At 68.1% G+C, this 25,042-nt stretch carries 15 protein-coding genes and 2 rRNA genes; 10 read left to right on the top strand and 7 right to left on the bottom strand.

The features are described from left to right. Window positions 1-112: 112 nt before the first annotated feature. Entirely contained in the window at window positions 113-1,375 is a 1,263-nt protein-coding gene (locus ACI3KU_RS06060; RefSeq protein ID WP_404921397.1) for a hypothetical protein, read from the top strand. A gap of 356 nt (window positions 1,376-1,731) precedes the next feature. Here the strand turns inward: ACI3KU_RS06060 and ACI3KU_RS06055 are convergent, their stop codons facing one another. From ACI3KU_RS06055 to ACI3KU_RS06035, 5 genes are all read right to left on the bottom strand, one after another. Beyond that, window positions 1,732-5,154, bottom strand: a complete 3,423-nt coding sequence (locus ACI3KU_RS06055; RefSeq protein ID WP_404921396.1) for a PKD domain-containing protein — start codon at window positions 5,152-5,154, stop codon at window positions 1,732-1,734. A 164-nt stretch (window positions 5,155-5,318) separates the two neighbouring features. Then, window positions 5,319-6,017, bottom strand: a complete 699-nt coding sequence (locus ACI3KU_RS06050; protein WP_404921395.1) for a hypothetical protein — start codon at window positions 6,015-6,017, stop codon at window positions 5,319-5,321. After that, complete coding sequence (locus ACI3KU_RS06045) at window positions 6,014-9,529, bottom strand: PKD domain-containing protein (RefSeq protein WP_404921394.1); 3,516 nt, start codon at window positions 9,527-9,529, stop codon at window positions 6,014-6,016. Before ACI3KU_RS06045 ends, ACI3KU_RS06050 begins: the two co-directional genes overlap by 4 nt. Before the next feature lie 164 nt (window positions 9,530-9,693). Continuing rightward, complete coding sequence (locus ACI3KU_RS06040) at window positions 9,694-13,122, bottom strand: PKD domain-containing protein (protein ID WP_404921393.1); 3,429 nt, start codon at window positions 13,120-13,122, stop codon at window positions 9,694-9,696. Between the two features lie 246 nt (window positions 13,123-13,368). After that, window positions 13,369-14,295, bottom strand: a complete 927-nt coding sequence (locus ACI3KU_RS06035; protein WP_404921392.1) for a glycosyltransferase family 2 protein — start codon at window positions 14,293-14,295, stop codon at window positions 13,369-13,371. A gap of 55 nt (window positions 14,296-14,350) precedes the next feature. On the opposite strand from ACI3KU_RS06035, the gene ACI3KU_RS06030 reads away from it, so the two are divergent. From ACI3KU_RS06030 to ACI3KU_RS05990, 9 genes are all read left to right on the top strand, one after another. Further along, window positions 14,351-15,421: a glycosyltransferase gene (locus ACI3KU_RS06030; RefSeq protein ID WP_404921391.1), complete on the top strand. Its 1,071-nt coding sequence runs from the start codon at window positions 14,351-14,353 to the stop codon at window positions 15,419-15,421. Between the two features lie 95 nt (window positions 15,422-15,516). Continuing rightward, on the top strand, window positions 15,517-16,266 hold the full coding sequence (locus ACI3KU_RS06025; protein WP_404921390.1) for a CDP-alcohol phosphatidyltransferase family protein: 750 nt from the start codon (window positions 15,517-15,519) through the stop codon (window positions 16,264-16,266). Beyond that, window positions 16,263-17,273, top strand: a complete 1,011-nt coding sequence (locus tag ACI3KU_RS06020) for a glycosyltransferase (RefSeq protein ID WP_404921389.1) — start codon at window positions 16,263-16,265, stop codon at window positions 17,271-17,273. The genes ACI3KU_RS06025 and ACI3KU_RS06020 overlap by 4 nt, the downstream gene beginning before the upstream one ends. Then, entirely contained in the window at window positions 17,270-18,229 is a 960-nt protein-coding gene (locus ACI3KU_RS06015; protein WP_404921388.1) for a glycosyltransferase family 2 protein, read from the top strand. Before ACI3KU_RS06020 ends, ACI3KU_RS06015 begins: the two co-directional genes overlap by 4 nt. Further along, window positions 18,226-18,678, top strand: coding sequence for an adenylyltransferase/cytidyltransferase family protein (locus tag ACI3KU_RS06010; RefSeq protein ID WP_404921387.1), 453 nt, complete (start codon window positions 18,226-18,228; stop codon window positions 18,676-18,678). The genes ACI3KU_RS06015 and ACI3KU_RS06010 overlap by 4 nt, the downstream gene beginning before the upstream one ends. Before the next feature lie 133 nt (window positions 18,679-18,811). Beyond that, window positions 18,812-20,827, top strand: coding sequence for an LCP family protein (locus ACI3KU_RS06005; RefSeq protein WP_404921386.1), 2,016 nt, complete (start codon window positions 18,812-18,814; stop codon window positions 20,825-20,827). Window positions 20,828-20,853: 26 nt separating this feature from the next. Continuing rightward, window positions 20,854-21,117 (top strand): glutaredoxin family protein, encoded by a 264-nt coding sequence (locus tag ACI3KU_RS06000; RefSeq protein WP_404921385.1) that lies wholly within the window; start codon window positions 20,854-20,856, stop codon window positions 21,115-21,117. An 87-nt stretch (window positions 21,118-21,204) separates the two neighbouring features. Beyond that, window positions 21,205-22,599: an MFS transporter gene (locus tag ACI3KU_RS05995; protein WP_404921384.1), complete on the top strand. Its 1,395-nt coding sequence runs from the start codon at window positions 21,205-21,207 to the stop codon at window positions 22,597-22,599. Between the two features lie 42 nt (window positions 22,600-22,641). Then, on the top strand, window positions 22,642-24,570 hold the full coding sequence (locus tag ACI3KU_RS05990; protein WP_404921383.1) for an aldehyde dehydrogenase family protein: 1,929 nt from the start codon (window positions 22,642-22,644) through the stop codon (window positions 24,568-24,570). 121 nt (window positions 24,571-24,691) lie between these two features. On the opposite strand, the gene rrf is transcribed toward ACI3KU_RS05990, so the two are convergent. Next, window positions 24,692-24,808: ribosomal RNA gene (gene rrf / locus ACI3KU_RS05985) — 5S ribosomal RNA — on the bottom strand. Window positions 24,809-24,926: 118 nt separating this feature from the next. Beyond that, window positions 24,927-25,042 (bottom strand): 23S ribosomal RNA (locus tag ACI3KU_RS05980); the annotation flags it as partial.

Genomic DNA, 25,042 nt, shown 5'->3' with positions numbered 1-25,042 from the left:
CGCACACCCACGTCGGCGCTGGCGGCAGCGAAGGGGGCCGACAGATGACCACGCTGAACACGCCGCCAACCATGCGCACCCCACATCTGGCCACAGGGAACGGTGCCGACAGATGACCGCGACGAACACGCCGCCGGCCGTGCGCACCGGCACCAGCCGGGCTCTGGCCGCAGTCGCGTCCGCTCTCGTCGGCATGCGGTTCGCCTTCGGACCGGGGCTCACGCTTCCGATCATCGCGGCGCTCCTGCTTCTCCCGGTGTGGTGGCCGGCGCTGCGGATGTTCCGGTGGGCACGATCGCTGATGATCCTGGGCACCCTGGCCCTGGCGAGCGGCGCTGTTCTGTCTCTGGTGTTCACGGGCGACCGTGTGGTCGACGAATCACTGCTCCTGCGCGAGTCGTTCACGCTGCTGTCGATGCTTTCGGGCATCGGCCTGCTGCTGTGGGCCCGCACCCAGCTCGCCACCTCCCATCTGGCGATCGCGTTCGCCCTCGGAGCTCTGGTGAACGTCGCGATCACGGGCGGGAACACCACCAACCTCTGGAAGTTCTCGTTGTCCTTTCCTCTCGCCTTCCTCGCTCTGGCGTTGGCGATGCGTCGCCGTCGGTGGGGCGAGCTTCTGATCCTGGGAGTCGTTGCGGTCATCTCGGTGGCAGCGGATTCTCGGTCCTTCTCCTCGTTCGCACTCATCGCCGGGGCTCTGGTGCTGATGCAGCTCGTGCCTCCCCGTCAGCTCCGATCGCGCCCATGGCTCACGCTCGGCGGGTTGGCAGTGCTGGGAATCACCGTTTTCCTCGTGACCCAGACGCTGCTGGTGGAGGGCGTGCTCGGTTCTGTGGCCCAGCAGCGCACCCAGGCACAGTTGGATGCGAGCGGTTCGCTGATCACCGGCGGCAGGCCCGAGCTCGGGGCTTCGACCGCACTGCTCAGCGCGCAGCCTCTCGGATACGGCAGCGGGACTCTGCCGAACACGATGGACGTGATCATCGCAAAGAGCGGAATGGAGGCCCTCACCTACGACCCCGACAACGGCTACGTCGATCGGTACCTGTTCGGCGGCCATTTCGAGGTTCACTCCGTGCTGGGCGATCTGTGGATCCGGTTCGGGCTGCCCGGGGCGCTCTTCGCTCTGCTGCTGCTCGCCGTCTCGGTGCACGCGGCGGCCGTGCGAGTGTCGCTGCGTCGCGGGTCAGCGCTGCTGGCTCTGCTGCTCGCCCTCGGCGTGTGGGACATGTTCTTCAGCCCACTCCTCACGAGCTACAACACCCTTGCCCTGCTGCTCGCGTGCGCCCTGCTCTCAAACACCGAACGCGCACGCCTCCCCCGCTCTCGCGTGGAGCTCTCACCGTCGTCTCTCTCACCACCGCGCCGCTGATCACGCCACACGCCCTCGTTCACGGCGCCACACCGCCACCACGCCACCACGCCACCACGCCACCACGCCACCACGCCACCACGCCACCACGCCACCGTGTCGTCTCGGCCGCCACACCACCACACGGCCACACCGCCACGGCACCACAGCACCGTGTCGTCTCGGCCCCCACCATCATCCGCGAGACTTCCGTCTGTGGGTGAGAATCTGGGCGACGCGGCGATTATCGCCCACAGACGGGAGTCTCGCGGTTAGCACAACAAGCAGTGCACCGACGGGGATCCCGGAAAGGGGCACGCCAGACAGGGGTGCGGACCCGTGCCACGCGGTGCGGTGCCCGGGCCAGGGGTGCCGGGTTAGGGCACGACGGCTGTCGCGTGGAAGTCGGTGACGGTCACCTGGATGCGTGGGGTCGTGGCTGCCGACGACATCGTCCCGCGCAGTCCTACACTCCCGCGCTGCTGGAAGCCGTCAGTGCGATCGGTCGCCGTCAGCTGCCAGGCGGTCGGTTCCAGCTCTCCGTCGCGCCACATGCGCGCGGCGAGGGTGGTTGGTCCGGTACCGGTCACCTGGAGCCGCACGTGGATCAGCTCCCCGGGTCGGTAGGCCCCCGGCAGCACGGCGCTCGCGCCGCCCAGTGCGGCTTCATCGCGCATGATGTACAAGCGCAGCGCCCCGTCGGTCTCCACACGAACTCGTCCTTGATAGGCACCGGTCGACGTTTGTCTGCCCACGACCGTCAGCGCCACGGCACCGGTTCCGGTCGGCACACTGTCCGCACGGAATGACGTCGACACGCTTACCGCATCGCTGAGGACGGCGGGAAGCATAGCGGCGCGCGTCCACGACGGCTGCAGCAGGATGCCGGCGGCTCTCGGCGCGACGCTGAACGCCGTGTCGCCGCCGCTCAGTTGCCAGGGGCCACCGGTATCAGCGAGTCCCCACGCTCCGGTGGCGGTGCGGGCGAATGTATCGGCGGCCAACGTTTCCCCGATCGGCGGGGCCGTGACCGCGATGTTCCGCGATCGGCTGTCGCTGGCTCCGTCAGAGTCGGTCACGGTGAGAGTGACGGTGTATTGCCCCTGTTGGGCGTACGTGGCCTGCGCGGAAGCGCCAGCCCCCCGCGTCCCGTTGCCGAAGTCCCACTGGTAGCTGGCGATCGGCCCCTCGTCGTCGAAGGAGGCGGACGCATCGAAGGACGCCAGGAGACCGTCGGTGGTCGCGGTGAAGTCCGCGCGTGGTGGGTGGTTCTCACCGTCCGCCACGGCCGGACGGCCGTCGGACACCTCGTAGTCATCAAAGCTGAGGGTGGTGATCGGCACGCTGGACAGCGAGCTGGAGGAACCGGCCAGGCCGATGGGACCGGCAGTCTGCAGGGCGGCCGTCGCATCGGTGGCGGTGAGCTGCCATTCGCCCGGCTCTGCAGTTCGACTGGACCACATCTTCGCGGCCAGCTGGGTCGGCGATGTTCCGCGGACGCTGAGCTCGACGTTGACGTCGTCGCCGGGTGTGTAGCCGGAGATCACGATGCTCTTGCCGCCGAGTGGGGTCTCGCCCTGCAGCAGATAGAGGCGAACCGTGCCGCCGGGCTCGAACCGGAGACGTGCCGAGTACACGGCTGATCCCACCACTCGCCCGAGGACCATTCCGCTCACGACGCCGCCGGCCGATGCCCGATCGACAGAGGCGCGCACGGTGCTGATGCTGTCCGTGGTGGAGACACCGTCTAACAGCACACTGCGAGTCTGTCCCGGAGACAGTGCGACCTGCCCGCGCCCGTCGGACACCCCGAATGCGGCCGCACCACCGTTGGTGAGCCACCGCCCGCCGACCGCGGCATTCCCCCAGCCGGCCGTCTCGCTGCGCCCGAAGGCGTCGGCAGCAATGATGTTCCATTCCGGCGTGCCGCCGGTGCTGACCACGATGCGCGCCCAATCCGTCGCGGTGTTGTTCCCATGTGGATCCGCCACCACCACGCGATACTCCTGAGTGGACCCCGGCTCCAGCCCGGTGTCTCGATAGGTCAGCGTCGGGCGATCCCACCGCGTCGACCGGGACGAGGTGGTGAACACCGGCGTCGCCGTCCCTCGCCGCTCCACGGTGTAGGTGAGCACGGCATCGTCAGGGTCGTGATTGCTGGTCCATGTGAGCAGGGCCTCTCCGCTGGTGGTACTCGCCACGTGCACCGCGAAGCCGCCGCCCGTGAGCACAGGCCCCTGCTTCTCCGGAGCGACCGCGCTGGTCGCGAATCGCACGAGCCCCTGTTGGGGTACGCCCTGGACGGTGAGGAACTCTCCGCCGTAGATCAGGTAGTCCCCGGCCGCGGTGACGGTCCAGGTGGCCTGGTTCTGTCCGGTGAAGGTCCCGGGCTTGAAGATCGGATACCAGTGCAGGAGCGTGGCCGCCGGCTGCCCGCCGAAGGTCGCGTAGTCGGGAACTCGATTCTCAGCGAGCACACGTCCGCTCGGCTCCATCAGGAAGGCCAAGCCATGGTTATGGAACTCGGGAACCTCGTCGGGGAAGCCGCCCTCGATGGTTTCGCACGCGTGGGTGTGGGCCGCGTCGTACAGCGCACCGCCGAACAGCGCGACGTCGTACACGTCGCCGTGGCAGTCCTCCATCGTGATGAGGCTGCCGTCGCTCCAGGAGGCGCGGAACGTCCCCTCCAATCCGCCGCCCTCGAAGGAGTAGCCACTGCCATAGACACTGGTGGCGTCGGAGGTGAGTCCCATGAAGCCCGTCGCCGACCCCGCGTTGCGGATGACAGCGTTCATGGCCCACGGCAGGACGGCACCGGTCTGCGCATCCAGCGCGGCGATGCCGCGACCCGGCGTGGTCGAGCCGTTGACGGACTCGAAGCTACCTGCCACGACGACCTTCGACCGATCGGGCGACACGATCACGCTGCGGCCGATCCCGCTGCCCGCGAGCGTCGCCTGGAACGGGAGCAGCTTCCCCGTGATTGTGCTCACCGCACCGACCCGAGCCCGCGGCTGATTGTTGAGCGTGCTGAAGCCACCGATGGCGTACAGCGTGTCGTCGGTCACCGCCAGGCCATACACACCGGCATTCGCCCCCACGTTCAGCGGAAGGATGGTGCTGTTCGCCGCATCGAGCGCTGCGATCCGGTAGCGCGTCTCCGTCCCGATCTGAGTGAACGCACCGCCGAGATAGATCGTGCGACCGTCGGGCGACAGTGCGAGCGCGTAGATGGCCCCGTTCACGGGAATCGCGAACCCGCGGTCCAGCTCACCCGTGCTGAGGCGGTATCGCAGCAGGTTCTGACGCGGCACCTCGTTGGTCCCTGCCGTGGCACCGGCGGGACGGGCGCTCGTGAACTGTCCGGCCACGTAGACCCACTCGCCGACAACCAGCTGTTTCCACACCACGCCGTTGATCTGCACGGTGGGCAGCGGGTCGGCCGTCACGGTGGCGGGCAGTGCGGGGTCCGCGGCAGCCGCGACCGCGGCATCCGCTCCGACAGGCGTGCCCGCACCTGGATCGACTGCGCCAGACGCGATGCCCGTGGCTCCAACAGCGACGCCCGCCGCGCTGGATGCGACGCCCGCGGCTCCAGCAGCGACGCCTGCGGCTCCGGGCGCGGATTCGTCCCCTTCTGCACGGACCACCACACCGGCATCCGCAAACGCGGGTGGGGCCGCGAGCGCACCGATGAGCACTCCGCCCACGACGGCGGCGATCGCCCGAATGAGCGCGCCTCTGCGGGGGCGGCCCGAGGGGCTATGCGACCGTCGAGCGGATGAATACAGTCGTGCCACGTGAGCGAACCTTCCCCGGATTCGTTCGGTCGGCTCCCCAGCGGACCGAGGCGGACTCGAGATATCCACCCTCCGGCACCCTACGGGCTGACCGGAGGGCGTTGTGGCTCGGTCGTGCTTCCTGTGGATTACTCCGGCCCTCGTGCCGATGGCCGACGACAGGCTCAGCCATCGAGTGAGCCCCGGAAGGTCACCGTTGCAGCGCCCGGAAGGTAGTCGACACCGATCAACACGTCTCCGCGCACGTCCTCATCCAGGAGGAAGACATAGCTTGCCGTCACGGATTCGCCGACGGCGAGTTCGCCTCCGAATCCGCCGGAGTCCGCGGACGGAATCGGCAGCGCGGGCGTGCGCTCATTCCCGGTGTAGAGGTTCACCGCAACGTAGTCCATGTTCATGGGTGCATCCGTGGTGTTGGTGATTTCAACCGTGACCTTCATGCCTGCACCCGATACCTCCCCGGGCAGCTGTCCGACCACGTCGAGAGCCTCGGTCCCCACCAACGCCACGCTCGCTCCGTCCGCGCCCATCGCCGTCTCCGTCGGCGCCACCGGTTCCTGCTCCGGTGCGATGGGCTGCTCTTGCGCACCCTCGGGCGGTGTCGGCGGCGGCAGCGGCGCGATGGATTCCGCCGGCTCCGGCTCAGCCGTGGGTGCGGCGGCCGATGCAGTCGCGGTCGCAGAGCGCGAATCAGACGGAGCCAGGGTGGCACCCGCGACCCCAGCATCCTCTCCGCTGCCTCGCAAGGCCAGGATCACCACGACCACGGCAACGACGGCAACGACGGCGAGCGCGATCAGCGCGACGCGCCTGCGTGCGCCACCTCGACGGCCGCCCGCGGCCTCCTCGTGCGCGGCCGTCACTGCGCCACGCTCGATGCCGCGAATTCGGTCACGGTGAACGTGAGCTGCGGGGTGATGACACCACTCGACATGGAGCCGCGCACGCCCACCGTCCCCATCTGCTGCAGACCGTCCGTGCGATCCGTGCCGGTCAGCTGCCAGGCGGTCGGCTCGGGTGCTCCATCCGCCCACATCTTCGCCGCAACCGTGGTCTCTCCGGTCCCGGTGACCTGCACCTTGACGTGGATCGGGTCGCCAGGCCGATACTTGTCCGGCAGCACAAAGTTGGCACCACCGAGTGCCGCCTCGTCACGCATCACGTAGAGGCGCACCGCGCCCCCGACTTCGATGCGCACGCGAGCCTGGTAGGCGCCGGTGTCTGTCTGTCGGCCGATCAGTGTCAGCGCCGCGGCACCGGCCCCTTCCGGAACCGCGTCGGCGCGCACTGTGGCTGAGACGACGACTGCATCCGACTGCACTGCGGACAGGGCGGCCGCCCGCGTCCATGACGGAGCGAGTGAGATCCGTCCGGCACCGCCCGCAACCGAGAACGCCGCGGCCCCACCCTGCGTCCACCATTCGCCACCGGTATCGGCGATTCCCCACCCATCGGTCACGTCCCGTCCGAAGGTGTCCGCGGCGAGCGCGTCGCCTACGGGCGCATCGGCGACCGATACCACCCGCTCTCGGGAATCGGTGGCACCGTCGGAGTCAGTGACGGTCAGCGTGACGGGGTAGGCGCCCTGCTCAACGTAGGTGTGCTCGGCCACGGCGCCTTCGCCCGTCGTGCCGTCTCCGAAGTCCCAACTGTAACGAGCAAGTGGCGCCTCGGTATCCGTGGATCCGGTCGCATCGACCACCACGCGAAGTCCGTCGGTCGCGGTGGTGAAAGCTGCTACGGGCGGGTTGTTCGCCCCTTCGGCCACCGCGGGACGGCCGTTGTGCACGGAGTACTGGCTGAAGCGCAGCACTGAGCGCGGCACCGTCGACAGCGAACTCGACGAGCCCATGAGGCCGACACTTCCCGGCCCCTGCAGTTCATCGGTGCTGTCGGTCGCGGTGAGCTGCCACTCGACCGGCTCCACAGTGGAGGCGAACCACATCTTCGCGCCGAGCTGCGTGGGCGACGCACCGCGAACGCTCAGCGCGACCATCACGTCTTTGCCAGGGGTGTAACCGGAGAGCACCACACTGCTCCCGCCCAGCGGAGTCTCGCCGCGCAGCAGGTACAGCCGCACCGTTCCCCCCGGCTCGAAGCGCACGCGGGCCGAGTACATGTCGGGACCCACCACACGGCCCAGCACGGCGGCACTGGTCACTCCACCTGCCGCGGCCACGTCGCTGGACACGCGAACTGTCGTGATCGCGTCCATCGTGGACACACCCTCCAGCCGGGCGCTGCGAGTGAGCGACGGCGCGAGCGTGACGAGTCCTCCGTCGGACGTGCTGAACGAGGACCCTCCGCCGGAATGCGTCCATGTGCCGCCCACGGAGGCATCGCCCCATCCATCTACGGCCTGACCCGCGAATTCGTCTGCCGCGATCACGGTCATCGCCGGAGCCTCGGGCACCACCACCGTCACGTTGCGCGTCGTCACCCCCGTCTTGCCCTCGTCATCGGTGACGGTGAGTCGGATCGTGTAGGTTCCGGAAGCCGGGTACCAGTACTTCAGCGCGAGGCCGGTGCCTGTGACGCCGTTACCGAAGTCCCAGGCATACGACATCACCCGCCCATCGCTGTCAGTGGAGGCCGATGCGTCGACGGCGACCATGCCGCCGTCGACGTTTGCCGTGAAGCTCGCGGTCGGCGCGACATTGAACGCCCCGGAGGCGGCAATCACCACGCGAGTCCAGTCGCTGCGCGTGCTGTTGCCGTGCGGGTCGGAGACGACAACGCGGTACTCGTAGGTGCTGCGCGGCGTCAGAGCCACATCACGGAAGGAGAGGGCGGGACGGCTCCACCGCGATGACGTCGAAGTAGTCGTGTACAGCGACGTGGCGCTGTCGCGGCGTTCGACCGTGTAGGTCAGCTCCGCATCGTCGTAGTCGTAGTTGCTCGTCCATTTCAACAGCGCCTGTCCCTTCTTGGGACTGGTGATGGTCACTTTGAAGGCCGCGCCCTGAATGACGGGCCCCTGGGCGTTCGGTGCGACGTCGGCTGTGCCGAAGCGGACGAGCCCCTGCTGCGGCGATCCGTTCACCGAGAGGAACTCGCCTCCGTAGACGACGTAGTCGCCACCCGCAGTCACGTTCCAGCCGGCCTGATCCTGTCCGGTGTAGGTTCCGGGGGTGAAGTGCGGGTACCAGGGCAGGAGTTTCGCCGAAGGCTGACCGCTGTAGGAGGCATACGATCCCGCCTCGGTGCGGTTGGGCAGAATCGTCACCGTGGTCGGATCCATCGTGTAGGCAAGAGCGTGGTTGTAGAACCAGGTGCTTTCCTGTGGGAAACCACCCTCGATGTTGCCGCAGAAGTGAGTGTGGGAAGCCTTGTAGACCACGCCGCGGAAGCGCACGATCGAGTAGCTGTCGCCGTGACAGTCCTCCATCGCCACGAGTGCGCCGCCCTCCCAGTCCGCGTGGAACGAACCCTCGAGGCGCATGGCGGCCTGCGAGTACGCGGTGCCGTACACCCCAGACTCGTCCGAACTGAGACCCATGAATCCGGCGAAGGATCCTGAGCTGCGCAGCACCGAGTTCATCGCCCACGGCAGGCTCGCGCCGGTTGTCGCATCGAGGGCGGCGATACCGGCTCCGGGATTCGTGAGGCCGTTGGCTCGCTCAAAGCTGCCAGCGACCACGACCTTGGCGCGGTCGGGTGACACGACGATGCTGCGCCCGATCCCGGCGCCGGACAGCACGGCGTTAAAGGGCAGCAGGGATCCGGTGGTGGTGCTGACGGCTCCGACACGTGCGCGCGCGACGTTGTTGACCGTGCTGAACCCACCCGTGAGGTAAAGAGCATCGTCCGTGGCGACCATGCCATAGACCGTGGCGTTGGTGCCGACGTTCAACGGCGACAGCGCGCCGGTGGCCACGTCGATCGCGGCCACGCGGTATCGCGTCTCTGTTCCGACGCGAGTGAATGCACCGCCGATGTAGACGGTCGATCCGTCGGGTGATGCCGTCGATGCATTGACCGCACCGTTGACGGACAGGGTGAAGTTCGGATCCAGCTCTCCGGTGGTGATGCTGTAGCGCAACAGGTTCGACCGCGGTGTCTCGTTCTGTCCCCGCGCCGACCCCGCGGGGCGGGCACTGGTGAACTGCCCGGCGGCGTAGACCCAGTCGCCAACCACGGTCTGCGTCCAGACCACACCGTTGATCTGCACGGTGGGGAGCGGGTCTGCGGTCACCGGGCTCACCGTCGCAGGAGGCGGCGCATCGTCAGCCCGCGCCGACATCCCGCTCGTTCCGATGATCGTCGTGATCAGAATCAACGCGACCACGCCGACCGCCAGCAGCCGCGGAACAGCAGGACGACGATGCGCGACGGCGTACGCTCGCGCTCGCGCGAACGACAATGAACGAGTCATAGAAGCGGCCTTCCCCAGGACGTACACGGTCAACTCCCCAGCAGACCGGAGGCTCATGAGAGCCATCTCATGCACCCTACGCGTTTGTGCCCCCCTGCTTAGGCCCGCGGGCCTCATTGTGGATTACTCACTCGCGGCGGTGTGGATAACCTCACGAACGACAATCACGGCCCCACGCTCGTCGCGGTGAAATCCGTCACGGTGAATGTGATCTGCGGGGTGGTGACCGCACTCGACACGGCGCCACGCACGCCCACGACACCCGGCTGCTGCATCCCGTCCGTGCGATCGGTTCCCGTGAGCTGCCAGCCGGCCGGCTCCGGGGTTCCGTCCGCCCACAGCTTGGCGGCGATCGTGGTCTCGCCCATCCCGGACACCTGGACCTTCACGTGGAGGGGGTCGCCCGCGCGGTACCGCGCCGGCAGCACCAGGCTCGCACCTCCCAGAGCGGCTTCGTCTCGCATCACGTACAGGCGCACTGTCCCGCCGGCCTCCACGCGCACGCGGGCCTGATAGGCGCCGGTTTCGGTCTGCCGGCCGACCACTGTGAGCGCTGCGGCACCGGCTCCTTCCGGAATCGTGTCGGCACGCAGCGTGGCACGCACGACCACACCGTCCGACTGCACTGCCGACAGCAGAGCCGACCGCGTCCATGACGGCGCCAAGGCGATACGCCCCGCGCCGTTCGAGACCGAGAAAGCGGAGTCGCCGCCCTGCGTCCACCAGGCACCTCCCGTGTCGGCGAGTCCCCACCCGTCAGCGATCTCACGCCCGAAGCCGTCCTGGGCGAGGAGGTCGGTCGTCGGCGCTTCTGTCACCGACACCACCCGCTCCCGGACATCGGTGGCGCCATCGGAGTCGGTCACCCTGAGAGTGACGGTGTAGATGCCCTGGGCGGAGTAGACATGCTCAGCAACGGCACCGTCACCCGTCGTCCCGTCCCCGAAATTCCAGTCGTACCGGGCCAGGGGGCCCTCGACATCCGTCGCGCCCGTCGCGTCCACGACCACGCGCAACCCGTCCGTTGCCGTCGTGAATGCCGCCACCGGCGGGTGGTTCTCCCCCTCAGCCACGGCAGGACGCCCATCGGTGACCGAATACTCGCGGAAGCTCAGCACCGTACGCGGCACCGTCGATAGCGAGCTCGACGACCCCATCAGACCGACACGTCCCGGCCCCTGCAGCGCGTCGGTGCTGTCGGTCGCCGTTAGCTGCCAGTTCGCCGGCTCGATCGCCGACGCAAACCACATCTTCGCGCCCAACTCGGTGGGCGATGCTCCGCGAACGCTCAGCGCGACGACCACGTCTGTCCCTGGCGTGTATCCCGCCAACGTCGTGCTCATCGCCCCCAGGGGCGTTTCGCCTCGCAACAGGTACATCCTCACCGTCTCACCCGGCTCGAACCGCACCCGAGCCGAATACACATCGGAACCGACGACACGGCCGAGCACCGTCGCGCTCGTCACTCCGCCTGCGGCCGACACGTCGCTGGACACCCGCACGGTCGTGATCGAATCCATCGACGACACGGCGTCCAGCCGTGCCGTGCGTGTGAGCGACGGCGCCAGCGTGATCAACCCAGCGTCGGCCGTGCTGAACGACGATGCTCCGCCCGAGAGCGTCCACGGGCCGCCTACAGTGGCGTCGCCCCATCCGTCCGATGCCTGCCCCGCGAAGTCATCCGCCGCGATTACCGTCACCGCGGGAGCCTCCGGCAGCATCACTGACACCGTGCGCGTCGTCATCGCCGTCGCACCCTCATCGTCGGTCACCGTGAGCCGGATCGTATGGCTACCGGAAGCCGGGTAGGCGTACTTCAGCGCCAGTCCTGTGCCGGTGATGCCGTTGCCGAAATCCCAGGCACAAGACATCACGCGGCCATCACTGTCCGCAGACTCCGACGCGTCCACGATGACTTCGCCGCCGTCCACGGCGGTCGTGAAACTCGCAGTCGGTGGGATGTTCACCGCCCCGGATGCGGCGATCACCACGCGGCTCCAGTCGCCGCGCGTGCTGTTGCCGTGCGGGTCGGTGACCACGACACGGTACTCGTAGGTGCTACCCGGCGTCAGTGCCACGTCACGGAAAGAGAGCGCTGGTCGGTTCCATCGTGTCGAGGTCGACGTTGTCGTATACAGCGGAACGGCGCTATCGCGACGTTCCACCGTATAGGTCAGTTCTGCATCGTCCGCGTCGTAGTTGCTCGTCCATGTCAGCAACGCCTGTCCCTTCTTCGGGCTGGTGATGTTGACCGTGAAGGAACTGCCTTGAACGATGGGCCCCTCCGCGTTCGGCGCGACGTTCGCGGTGCCGAACCGAACAAGCCCCTGCTGCGCGCGGCCATTGACTGTCAGGAACTCACCGCCATAGACCACGTAGTCGCCACCGGCGGCGACGCTCCAGGTCGCTTGGCTCTGCCCGGTATACGTCCCGGGCGTGAACAGCGGATACCAATGAAGCATCTTGGCGGACGGCTGCCCGCCGAACGAGGTGTAGTAGGTCGGTCTCGTCTGGTTCTCGGACAGAGTCTTCGATGCCTCGTCCATCGTGTAGGCGAGCGCATGGTTGTAGAACCACACGGTCTCTTGGGGGAATCCCCCGTCAACGTTGCCGCAGAAGTGGGCGTGACTGGCCTTATAGACCACTCCCCGGAAGCGTACGACCGAGTAGCTGTCACCATGGCAGTCCTCCATCGCGACGAGGGAGCCGTCCGCCCAGTTCGCGTGGAAGGACCCCTCCAGCCCGAGGGACGTACCCGAGTAGGCCGTTCCGTACACCCCGGACTCGTCAGCGCTGAGGCCCATGAACCCCCGGTATGTGCCGGTGTTGCGGATGACCGCGTTCATCGCCCAGCCCAGACTCGCGCCAGACGCGGCATCGAGCGCTGCGATACCGGCACCCGGGTTGGTCCCGCCGTTGGTCCGTTCGAAGCTGCCCGCGACGACCACCTTGCCGTGATCCGGAGAGATGACGAGGCTCCGGCCCACACCGGTTCCGCTGAGCACCGCGTTGAAAGGGAGGAGCTTCCCCGTGGCCGTGCTGACGGCACCGATGCGTGCGCGTGCCACGTTGTTGATCGTGCTGAATCCGCCCGTGAGGTAGAGCGCATCATCGGTTGCCACCAAGCCGTACACCGAGGCGTTGGCTCCCACGTTGAGAGCACTCAGGGCACCGGTGGCCACATCCACTGCGGCCACCCGATACCGGGTCTCGCCGCCGACAGTGGTGAACGAGCCGCCGATGTAGAGGGTCGTGCCGTCGGGCGACGCGGTCGATGCGTTCACCACGCCGTTCACCGGCAGCGCGAAATCGGTGTCCAGCTCCCCGGTCGTCAGGCTGTAGCGAAGAAAGTTGGATCGCGGCGTCTCGTTCTGACCACGCGCCGCACCCGCCGGTCGTGCACTGGTGAACTGCCCGCCGACGTAGACCCAGTCATCAATCACCGTCTGCGTCCACACAACACCGTTGATCTGCACAGTCGGCAACGCATCCGCTGTCACGGTGACGGGTGCCTTCGCTCCCGGCGACTCCGCCGCGACAGCCGGGACGGCCGCGCCGAACGCCGCCAGCCCCGCGGCCACGATCAGGGCCACGGCAGCTGTGACCGCTGCCCGCCGAAATGCATGACGACGGATGCGTCGGGCGGCGACCCCCCGCGAGCGCGTGAGCAACGAAGAACGATTCACGAAGCGACCTTCCCCAGGTATGCCCGATCGACTCCCCAGCAGATCGGTCGACTCATGAGAGCCGTCTCACGAACAGTACGCGCTGGTCACTGCCGGTTCGGCTCGGATGGCCCCGGTTGTGGATTACTTCCCCGCGCGCCTGTGGATGACGTCTCAGCGCAGTTTTGCGCGCCGGGCGAGCTCCGCTCGTGCGATGCGTCGGCCGTCCCGCAGACCCCGATACGCGGCCCGCAGCGGCGGCAGCGGGCGCAGGAACTGACGTCGCCCGCCGCGCAGGAGAATGGCGCGCGCGCTGGCGGTGGAGCTCACGAGCCACGTTCGGATGCCGTCGTCGTCGAGATGGCGTGCCGCGTACAGGAGCCGATTACGGATGTTGAAGTAGTAGTAGAGCTCGCTCTTCGCCTCAGACCGCTGCGTGCTCGAGCGGTGAGTGGCACCCTCGTCGTGCACGGCCACGGCGCTCGGCACCACCGCGAGCGTGCCGCCGGCGACACGGACCCGATGCGAGAAGTCGACGTCCTCCCAGTACAGCTCGAACTCCTCGTCGAACCCGTCAACCAGGTCCCAGACCTCTCGGGTCACCCAGAGCGCCGTGCCAGCAAGCCACTCTTCGCGCTCTGCGCCCGGGAATCGGTCACGCGCTCGCCTGCCTCGGGTCTCTCCGGTGCCGAGGTACAGGTCGCAGCCGTCGAACCACGTGCGCCCGTCAGGTGTGTGGATCACGGGGGAGACCAGTACGCGCCGATCGCCCGCGGTCGCCGCGGAGAGCGCCTCCGCCGCCGCGGCATCGAGACTGGCATCCGGATTGAGCACGAGCAGATCCGTGGCCCCGTCGCGCCATGCTTCACGCGCACCCGCGTTGACGCCGGCGCCGAATCCGCGATTGTCGGGCAGCGCGATCAGCCGCCACCGCCGCCGATCCGCCAGCTCCTGCACGCGGGCGCGCTCGGCCGCCGAGTGCAGGTTGTCTACGACATACACCTCGGCGTCAGGCATCGCGGCAGCCGTCGCCACGAGGTTCTGCGACAGCACCCCCGCCGATGCGTAATTCACGACGATGATCGCCACACTGCGCGTCACGTCCCATCCCTTCGTCCCCAAGCGGTCTAGTGTATTGAGGCAAACCGGGAGGGTCATGCGCATCCTGTTCGACGGCTACTGGTGGGATGGCGACGCCCGCGGTACACGAGCCGTGCAGCGGGAGCTCATCCTTGCCTGGCATCGCAGCTTCCCGGGCGATCACCTGTCAGTGGCGCTGCGGCCCGAGTCTCCGGCCCACGACCTGCCCGCCGGGGTGAACCGCGTCGCCGTGCGCCTGCGACCCCACGCGCTCTCCAACCTCGTGGAGCTCGGGCGGCTGGCCCGACGGGTGCGTGCAGAAGCGCTCGTCGTGCACGACTTCACCCCCCTCGGCGGGGCGACTGCGACCATCGTGCACGACGCGATGCACCGCGACCACCCCACCTGGTTTCCGGTATCGCAGCGCCTGTACTCTTCGGCGATCCTGCCCAGCGCCCGCTTCGCCACCATCGTGGCCACCGGCACGCGCAGCGAAGCGGCGCGCATCGAGCGCCACGAATGGGCGCTGGCACCTGTCACGAGCATCGGGGTGGCGGCTCGCACGTCGCTGACCACCGCATCACCGATCCGACCGGGGATCGTCGCAGACGTGTCCGACTTCGCCCTCACCCGGGGACGGCTGGGCATGCGTGACGGGATCGATGGCGCCGTCACGGCCGCCCTCGCATCCTCGCGGGTGACGCCCGAGAGCCCCCTTGTGGTGGTCGTCGATTCCTCCCGTCGATCCGTCGAGGCGCGCCTCAGCGCACGCCACCGCGCGGCAAGGGACACCGGTCGGATCCGATTCTCGGGTCGGCTGACACCCGCGGAGCTCAGCTGGATGCTGCGCCACACGGCGCTGGTGCTGACCCTGGCCCCTGATGAGAACATGGCGCTCCCCGCCATGGAGGCCACCTGGTTCGACGCCCCGCTCGTCGCCTCCGACGTGCCGGCGCACCGGGAGGTGGCGGGCGGTTGGGCCCAGCTGGTTCCGGTCGGTGACACAGCCGCAGCGGCCGCCGCTATCGATGCGCGGTGGCATGCCGCGGGCGATGAGCAGGCGCGCGAGCGGATTCTCTCTCACGCGAGCTGGCGTGCCGCTGCGCGCGAGCTGCGATCGGCGATCGTGTCGTCCGCGACCCGCTGATTCGAGTTATCCACAGGCCGCCGCTACCGGCACCGCCGGGTGGTTACGCTGACCAATCGACGCGGGTGCAGTCGTCCCGTGTCGTGAGGGGAATCGTGACGAGCACGCGCACGCGCTGGCGTTTTCGCACCGCACTGGCCGAGCTGCGTACAGCTCAGAAGTCTTCGTCCGGTGCCGCCGCGTACTCGCGATTCATCAATCGCCCGCTCGGTCGTCCGCTCGCTGCGGCAGCCGCGGCAGCGGGGCTGACGCCCACGCAGGTCACCCTGCTCAGCGCTCTGTGCACGTTCAGCGCGATCGGGCTCATCGCAGCGGCGGAACCGAACGCAGCGACGTCTGTGGCGGTAGCCGCACTCCTCGTGCTGGGGTACGCGCTCGACTCCGCCGACGGCCAGCTGGCCCGGCTCACCGGCACGGGCTCGGCCGCGGGCGAATGGCTGGATCACTTCTTCGACGCGCTCAAAGCAGCCACGATCCATCTCGCCGTGCTGATCTCTTGGGCACGCTCCGACGAGCTCCCGCCCGCGATGCTGACCGTCCCGCTCGTCTACAGCGCCGTGGCCTCCACGTACTTCTTCGGAATGATCGGCGCCGATTTCCTTCGCCGTGCCGCCGGCGCGCCCCCAGGTGCAGGATCGGGGGCGGCATATCGGTCCAGCCCGCTGTACGCGCTCGCGGTCCTCCCCACCGATTACGGCCTGCTCTGCCTGGCCATGCTGTTGCTCTGGCTTCCGGTGCCGTTCGCCACGCTGTACACCCTCATGGCCGCGGCCACCGTCGCCGTTCTCGCGCTGGCCGCGATGCGCTGGTACCGCTCGCTGACCGCACTGGGAGACCCGGAATGACGCGTCGCCTGCGAGTCATGCAGTCGTTCACGACTCCTCGCACCACGACGAACCCGTACATCACGATGCTCGCCGAATCGCTGCGCGACGAGCCCCGAGTGGAGCTGGTCACGTTCTCCTGGCCGCGAGCGCTGATCGGTCGGTATGAGGCGTTTCACTGGCACTGGCCCGAGGCTCGGCTGGCGTCCGGCTCACCCCTGCGCCGTCGTCTCAAGAAGGTCCTGCTGCGCCTGCTTGCCCATCGGCACCGGCACTCGCGCCGCATCGGCGTGGTCCGCACGGCGCACAACCCCGATCTGCCGGACCTCGCGGACGACGAGCAATCGCTGCTCGCGCGCATCCAGGCGGACGCCGATGTGGTCATCCGACTCAACCCCACGACCGTCGTGGACTCCGGCGTCCTCGTGCACGACATTCCGCATGGCGATTACCGAGCCTGGTTCGCTGGTCACTCCCGTCCCCCGCGTCGCGCGGGTCATGTCGTCACCTTCGGACAGCTGCGCGGCTATAAGGGCGTCGAGGATCTCCTGACGGCCTTCGGCCAGGCGCACACCGCCGATCCCGCGCTGTCGTTGACGGTGGCTGGTCGGCCGACATCGGCGGAGCTCACCGCGCGTCTGCTGGCGACCGCGGGCGCGGGCGTCACCCTCGATCTGCGCTTCGTGCCCGACGAGGATCTCGTCCGGATCGTCTCGTCGGCGTCGCTCGTCGTGCTCGCGTACCGCGACCTGCACAACTCCGGCAGTGCGCTGGCCGCGCTATCGCTCAACCGACCGGTCCTGGTGCCGCGGTCGGCTTCCACCGACGCGCTGGCCGCCGATGTGGGCGAGGAGTGGGTCATCCGCTACGACAGCCTCGACGGCGCCGTGCTGCGGGAGGCCATCGCCGCAGCGGAGCTCCTGGATTCCGATGCCGCCCCCGACCTGTCCCGGCGTGACTGGGGCGAGGCGGGACGTCGGCACGCAGACGCCTACGAGGCGGCTCGCGCGCACCGGAGGTCGCGATGAGGATCGTTGTCGCGATTCCCACGTTCCGCCGACCAGAGCTGCTGGCTGCGCTTCTCGCCGTGCTCCCGCAACGCTTCGCCGAACTCGACCCCGGAGACCAGGCGGCCGTTCTCGTCGTGGACAACGACTCCGGCGGATCAGCGGCGCCCACGGTGGCCGAGTCCGGTCTGTCGGCGAGGTTCGTCGTCGAGACGGGGGCCGGCGTCGCGCATGTGCGCAATCGCGCCCTCGACGAGGCGGACAACGCCATGCGCGCGATCGGCGAGACGGGTGCCGATGTCCTCGTGTTCATCGATGACGACGAAGTGCCCGAACCCGGCTGGCTGCGCTCGCTCGTGGACACGTGGCGCGCGTACGACTGCGCCGCTGTGATGGGCACCGTGCGCTCGGTTCTTCCCGCGGATCTGGATCCCTGGCTGGTGGCCACCGGCACCTTCCGTCGCGCGACTCATGCCACCGGGACCGAGATGCCCGCCGCGGCCACGGGGAACCTACTGCTCGATCTGTCCCGGGTGCGCCGCGTGGGAGCTCGCTTCGACCCACGTCTCAGCCTCACCGGTGGCGAGGACACGCTGTTCACCCGCGCTCTTGTGCGAGCCGGCGAGCGCATCGTGTGGTGCGCGGAATCGGTGGCCGTCGACACCGTGGTGCCGGAACGTCTCACTCGCGCCTGGGCGCGCGAGCGGGCGTACATGCGCGGCAATGCGACCGTGCACATCGCCCTCCTCGAGGAGTCCGTTTCGTCTCGGATCGCGGCGCTTCGCTGCAGATTCGCGATCACCGGCACGGCTCGAATCATCAGTGGGCTGCTGATGCGCGGCGCGGGCCGACTCGCCTCACGCCCGGAGCTGGACGCCCGCGGCTGGCGAGTGCTCCATCGCGGTCGCGGCATGCTCGGCGGCGCTCGGGGTCATGTTCACCGCGCCTATGCGCGCGATCGTCAGCAGACGCCATGAGTGCAGGAGAAGGAAAGATGCGCATCGGTTACGCCGCGGGGGCTTGGGACCTCTTCCACATCGGCCACCTCAACATCCTGCGTCACGCCCGGGAGAACTGTGATCGGCTGATCGCGGGAGTGGTGGATGACGCAATGCTGCTGCGCGCGAAGGGCCGCACGCCCATCGTGCCCACTGACGAGCGGGCGGAGATCGTGCGCTCGCTGAGCGTTGTCGACGATGTGTTCATCGAGACTCAACCCGACAAGGTGGTGACGTGGCGCGAGGTGGGCTTCACCCATTTCTTCAAGGGTGACGACTGGCGCGGCACTCGCAGGGGGATGCAGCTGGAGCGCGAATTCCGCGCGGTCGGAGTCGAAGTGGTCTACTTCCCGTACACGACCCACACGTCCTCGACACGGCTGCGCGCGGCGCTGGAAGTGCTGGAGCGCCCCGTCTCCACTCCCTGACCGAATCACCGGAGATTTCATCCGCACAGGTTCTCGGGGCATGATGGTCCCACGGCCCTGGGGAGGACCGGGCGGTCGTCATCGGATGTCGATCGTCAACGATGACGACGATGCGTCGCGCAAGGGGACTGACATGACGCGCTGGGGAGCGCAGCCGCCGCCCGAAGGGTCGGCGAACACTGGCCCGAAGGGAACTGATTCCCGCGACGACGAGGGCGATGAGCCGACCATCGATCGCGCCCAGCTCGCCGCGATGCGCGCCGAGCTCGCGGCGGCACACCGCGCCGAGCCGGTTGCCGAGGATGCTGACACCGACACCGGTGTTGTTGCCACTGATGCTGACGCTGATGCTGACGCCGCCGCGGACGTTTTTGCCGCGAATGCCGACACGGACGTTTTCGTCGCTGCCGCTGACGCCGACGCCGACGCTGACGCTGACGCTGACGCTGACGCTGACGCCACAATCAGCCGAGACGTTCTCGAGCAGCTCCGCGCAGAGCGTCGCACCGGGAATGACGTAGATGCGCCCAATCCTGAGACGGCCTCACCTCGTCCCGACGTCGAGAGCGTCGACGGCGACACGGCAGCCCACCGGAGCGACGTGCCGGGGCACCGGAAGGACTCCGCCCAACGGGTCTTCGGTACGGACGCGGACGCTTTCGCCGAGAATGCGGCAACGGTGAGCCGAGCCGAGTTCATCCGATCCCGCGAGGCGGCTGGCCTCGCGGGGTCGCAGGCGACCGGTCGCCTGCGACGAGACGTGCGGACAAGCTCTGATTCCACCACGCCGCCGACCGGCACCGACGCGCCGTCCGCCAACACCAACACCAACACCAACACCAACACCGACACCGACACCGACTACTTCCGTGACGCGAGCACCATCCCGTACGCGACCCTCATGTCGTTGCGCGCCGCGGCGGACCCGTCCGAGGACGACGCCAGCGCGCTGGGGCTGCCCGATGCCGCGCCGGCCGATGTGCGCCCGGCGAACGAGAACGTCAGTACTCGCACCCTGCAGTTGCCGCTCCCCTCCGCCGAGCTGGCCCGGGAATCCGATGGCAGTGATGACGATGACGAGATTCCGGAGGAGACGCTGCCCGCGCCCGTGACGCACGGGAGCGCCGTGTCCGCCCGCGCGCAGGACGTCCGAGGCTCGACGGGCTCGCGGGCTCACCATCGCGAGCCGCAATCATCGCGTGGTTCACGCGTCCTCGCAGGCGATGTGACCGTGATCGACACCCAGCGGACTCCGCTCGCGCGCGCGGGGCACTGGATCAGGACGACGCCGCGGCGTATCGCGCTCCTCTGGCTGCTCGCTCTGCTCGCGGTCGGGACTGCACTGGTGATCGCCCTGCTGGCGAACCACATCGGCTCGGCTGCGGCCATGCTGGGCACGGGTCGCGGCGAGACGAACGTCCTTATCGTGTTCGCGGCGTCTGAAGAGAACGCCGCGGCAGTTGCTTCCGATGGTGGTGTCGGAGCAACCGCAATCGCTCTCGTGGACTTCTCCGCCGATCGTGCGAGCATCTCCGCCGTCTCCCTGCCGTCCGACACCTGGGCCGCCATCCCCGAACACGGCGAGGGCACACTGTCAGACGCGCTGGTGCTCGGGGGAGCCGCAGCTCTGCGGGCCACCATGCAGCAGTCGCTCGGCATCCGAATCGATCACACCCTGGTGATCACCGAGCCGGGGCTGGCGGGCCTTGCCGGCGCCGGAAGCCTCGACATCGTCAATCCGTCGGAGATCACCACCGACCGATTCACCTTTCCCAGCGGACCTCTCACGATGAGCCCGAGTACCGTGACCGACTATCTGGAGTCCGATCCGGGCGGCCTCCGGCGGCAGCAGGCGGTGTTGGACGGCACCGCGCGGCTGCTGAGCGCACCGACGGCGTTGGACGGAAAGACGATCGACACCGGGGTGATCGTTCTCCCGGAGTTCGGTGACGCCACGCTGGAGAAGCTGACGACCCAGCTGCGCTCGGTGGGGGCGGCCAACGTCGTCTACGGGGTCGCGGCGACGTCTGATGCCGAACGCGGCACGCGCACGGTCGCCGCTCTGGACGGCACAGCGTGGCAGAAGCTGCGCGCCGCCTTCGCCGCCGATGACGTGGCGAGTCACCTGCGGGCGGGCGTGAGCCGGTAGCGTCACGCGGGGCGTAGCCTGGATACATGACCACTCCCGCACCTGACACGATCACCATGTTCGGCGCCGCTTGGTGCATTGACTGCCGTCGCACGAAGAAGCAGCTGGATGAGCTCGGCGTCGCGTACACGTACGTGGACCTCGAGGCGGACCCCGCTGCAGCAGACGTCGCCAAGGACATCTCCGGTCGCACCAACATCCCCGTTGTGGTGTACCCCGACTCCTCGCATCACGTCGAGCCGAGTAACGCCGATGTCGAGGCGAAGCTCACCGAGCTCAACCTGATCTGAGTCCGTGCCCCAGTCGGTCCGCGATGACGGGCCGACCGTTGTCGCGCGCCGCCTGACGACGCCAGATCGCGCAGATACACTGGCGCGATGAGCACTGGCGCTCCACACCCGACCCCCAACCCGCCCGTGACCGGCGAGCACCGCCTGTCTGCGGGAACCATCGCGCGATACGCCGTGGGTTCCCTCGGCACCGGCGGCTTCGCGACCCTTCCCGGCCTGGTGCTGACGTACTACCTGACCGACAATCTCGGCGTCGCCGCGGCATTCGCCGGGGTGGTGATCACGATCGCCAAGCTGTGGGACGTCATCATCGACCCGGTGATCGGCGCGCTCACCGACCGCCAACGCGCCCACACGGGCAGCCGACGCGGCTACATGCTGGTGGGTGCCTGTTCACTGCCGTTCCTCTTCGCCCTCACTTTCGCCGTCCCACCGGGACTCGCACCGGCCATCGGCGCGATCTGGGTGCTGATCGCATTCACCGCGACCGCCACCGCTTTCAGCCTGTTCCAAGTGCCGTACATCGCACTGCCTGCAGAACTCACGCCCGGCTACGACGAACGCACCCGGCTGCTCACGTGGCGGGTGATCGTGCTGACCTTTGCGATCCTGCTGTTCGGCGCAGGAGGACCGATCCTCCGTGATCTGACGGGCGATCCCACCACCGGCTACCTCGTCATGGGCGCCGTCTCGGGTGTCCTGATCGGGCTCGGCATGCTGATCTCCACGACGGTCACCGCGCGCGGGACTCGGCCGGTTCCCCGTGCCGACGTCACACGGTTGGACGTGCGAGCGCACTACATCGAGGGGGTGCGCGCGCTCCGGCGGAGCCAACCCTTCCGCGCCCTGCTGCTCACCTACGTGCTCCAGGCGCTCGCGACCGGTCTCATGCTGGCAGGCGCTCAGTACCTGGCGACGTGGGTGATGCACTCAGAAGCGGCCGTCACGCTGCTGTTCGTGTCACTCATCGCGCCGGCGCTCATCGCCGCCCCCGTCTGGGGTGTGATCGCTCGGCGCATCGGCAAGACCCGCGCGTTCCGACTCGCCTCCACGCTGTTCATCGTCGCCGCGATCATCATCGCTGGCGCGCTCCTCGCGCCGGGCGACTGGCTGTATGCCCCGGTGGCCCTGGCCGGCATCGCCTACGCCGGGATGCAGTCGCTGCCGATGGCTATGCTTCCCGATGTGATCTCGGCTGACGGTGACGGGACAGCCTCGGCCGGAGCGTTCAGCGGGGTGTGGACCGCGGGCGAGACGGTCGGCTTCGCGATCTCGGCGTCCGCGTTCACCGCGGTGCTGGCTCTCACGGGCTACATCTCGTCCACCGCGGATATGTCGGTGACGCAGCCCGACTCGGCTGTGGCCGGCATCGTGATCGCGTTCAGCATCATCCCGGCCGCCCTCACCCTGCTGAGCCTGGTGAGCCTGTCGCGATACCGACTGACCAAGCACGACATCGACACCGTCACCCCGGCCGGATGACGGCGGCGAGGCATAGGCTGACGGAAGACCAGGAGGTTCCTTGTGAGCACACCCGCTGACGCAACGCCGGAGTCGAACGACGCAGCCCCGACGAAATCTGCGAAGCCCGCTCGCGCGTCCCGAAGCAGCGCGCAAGGCGCGAGTGAGAAGCCGAAGAAGGCCGAGCGCTCCGGCGCGGCGGCGGCTCGCAAGCCGCGCGCGTCCAGCTCGCCCCGACCGCAGCGATCCACCGCGGTCAGCGACTCCGCAGTGGCATCTCCCACGCGTCCGTCGGTTTCTGCCGAGACGGTCGCGGCTATCGACGCCGAGATCGATGCGCTGCGGATTGGGTCGGCTGTCTGGTCGACGCTCACGCTGGCGCAACGTGCCACGCTGCTACGCCGCCTGCAGGCAAGCGTGTCCGCCGCCGCCGAAGACTGGGCCAGGATCGCCGCCGAGACCAAGGGGCTGGACGCTCGTCACCCCCTCCGCGGTGAGGAATGGCTGAGCGGTCCATACGCCGTCCTCTCCGCACTCGGCACCTACGAACGCACGCTGCGCACGCTGGCCACGGGGGGAAGCCCACTGGACGGCAAGAAGTTCTCGGTTTCTCCGAGTGGTCGGACCCGCGTCGATGTCTTCCCCGCGGACGGCGTGGACGCGACGCTGCTGTCAGGATTCACGGGACAGGTCTGGTTGCGCCCCGGCGTCGATGCCGGTCAGGCCGTCCGGGGCGCCGGCCTCGCGCAGCTCACCCCGCGCACCTCGGGCGGCGTCGGTCTGGTGCTCGGTGCCGGCAACATCACCTCCATCCCGGTGCTGGATGTTCTGTATGAGCTGTTGGCAGCCAACCGCGTTTCGCTGCTGAAGCTCAACCCCACGCAGGATCGGCTGCTCCCGGTGTACCGACGTGCGCTGCTGCCGCTCGTCGAGGCCGGGTTCGTGCGCATCATCTCCGGAGATGGCGCCGTGGGCGCGCACCTCACGGCGTCAGACGCTTTCGCTCACGTCCACATCACGGGTTCGGCGGTGACGTTCGACGCGATCGTGTGGGGCACCGGCGCCGCAGCACAGAAGCGTCGCAAGAACGGTCAGCCGCTGCTGCACACACCCATCACAGGCGAGCTGGGCGGCGTCGCTCCGATCATCGTGGTGCCGGGGAAGTGGACGCAGGCGGATCTGGACTATCAGGCCGAGCACGTGGTGACAATGCGGCTGCAGAACGGCGGCCACAACTGCATCTCGGGGCAGGTGCTGATCCTCTCGGCCGAGTGGGTGCAGCGGGAGGACTTTCTCGACGCCCTCCGCCGCGCCTATGCAGCGGCGCCTGACAGGCCGGTCTGGTACCCCAACTCCGCACCCAAGTTGGCGGCCGCCGATGAGGCGTACCCCGCAGCGGAGCGCTTCGGCGAGCGGCGACTGGTCATCATCGACGACACCGACGACGCCACCGCGTTGGAGAACACGGAGTACTTCTCGCCCGTGCTCGGCGTCGTCTCCCTTCCCGGAACGGGCCAGCCATTCCTCGATGCCGCCGTGACACATGCCAACGAGAAGCTGGCGGGCACATTGGGCGCCAACGTCATCATCGATCCGCGGGCACAGCGCGCGCTCGGGGCCGGATTCGATCGAGCCATCGACAACCTTCACTACGGCAACATCGCGATCAATGGCTGGACGGGGTTCTCCTTCACCGCCCCGACGCTGTCGTGGGGCGCCTTCCCGGGACACACCCTCTCGGATGTCGGCAGCGGGATCGGTGTGGTGCACAACGGCCTGCTGATCGACCATGTCGAGCGGTCGGTGCTCACCGGCCCGTTCCGTCCGTTCCCGCGCTCGTTGGGTGGCGGAGCGAGGACCATTCTCCCGAAGCCGCCGTGGTTCGTCACGAGCCGCACGGGCGCAGCGGTGAGTGAAGGATTCACGCGTTTCCGCATGGACGGGAACATTCCGCGACTGATGAAGACGCTGATGCAAGCGCTCCGCAGCTGAACCCAGAACACCCACCCGCGATCAAGCCGTTTGGACGGTTTGTTCGTGGGTGGGTGTTGTTGTGGTGTGGGTACGACGAAAGCCCTGACCAGCGTTGGTCAGGGCTTTCGTCTGAAAAGGAGTCCGGCGGTGTCCTACTCTCCCACAGGGTCCCCCCTGCAGTACCATCGGCGCTGAGAGGCTTAGCTTCTGGGTTCGGAATGTAACCAGGCGTTTCCCTCTCGCTATGGCCGCCGAAACACTATTGATGTTTCAATCAGCACAACGAGCAATCGTTGCGGGTTCTCGACCGTACATCAAGAACCACTCAGTGGACGCAAGCAAAAATATAATCATGCCACCCCCGGAGGGGGGTGTTTATCAAGTCATCGGCTTATTAGTACCAGTCAGCTACACGCATTACTGCGCTTCCACATCTGGCCTATCAACCCAGTAGTCTGGCTGGGAGCCTCTCACCCGAAGGTATGGAAAT

The sequence above is a fragment of the Microbacterium sp. ZW T5_56 genome, from assembly GCF_044987425.1.
GTDB lineage: Bacteria > Actinomycetota > Actinomycetes > Actinomycetales > Microbacteriaceae > Microbacterium.
This window is presented reverse-complemented; position numbering and strand designations above follow the sequence as displayed.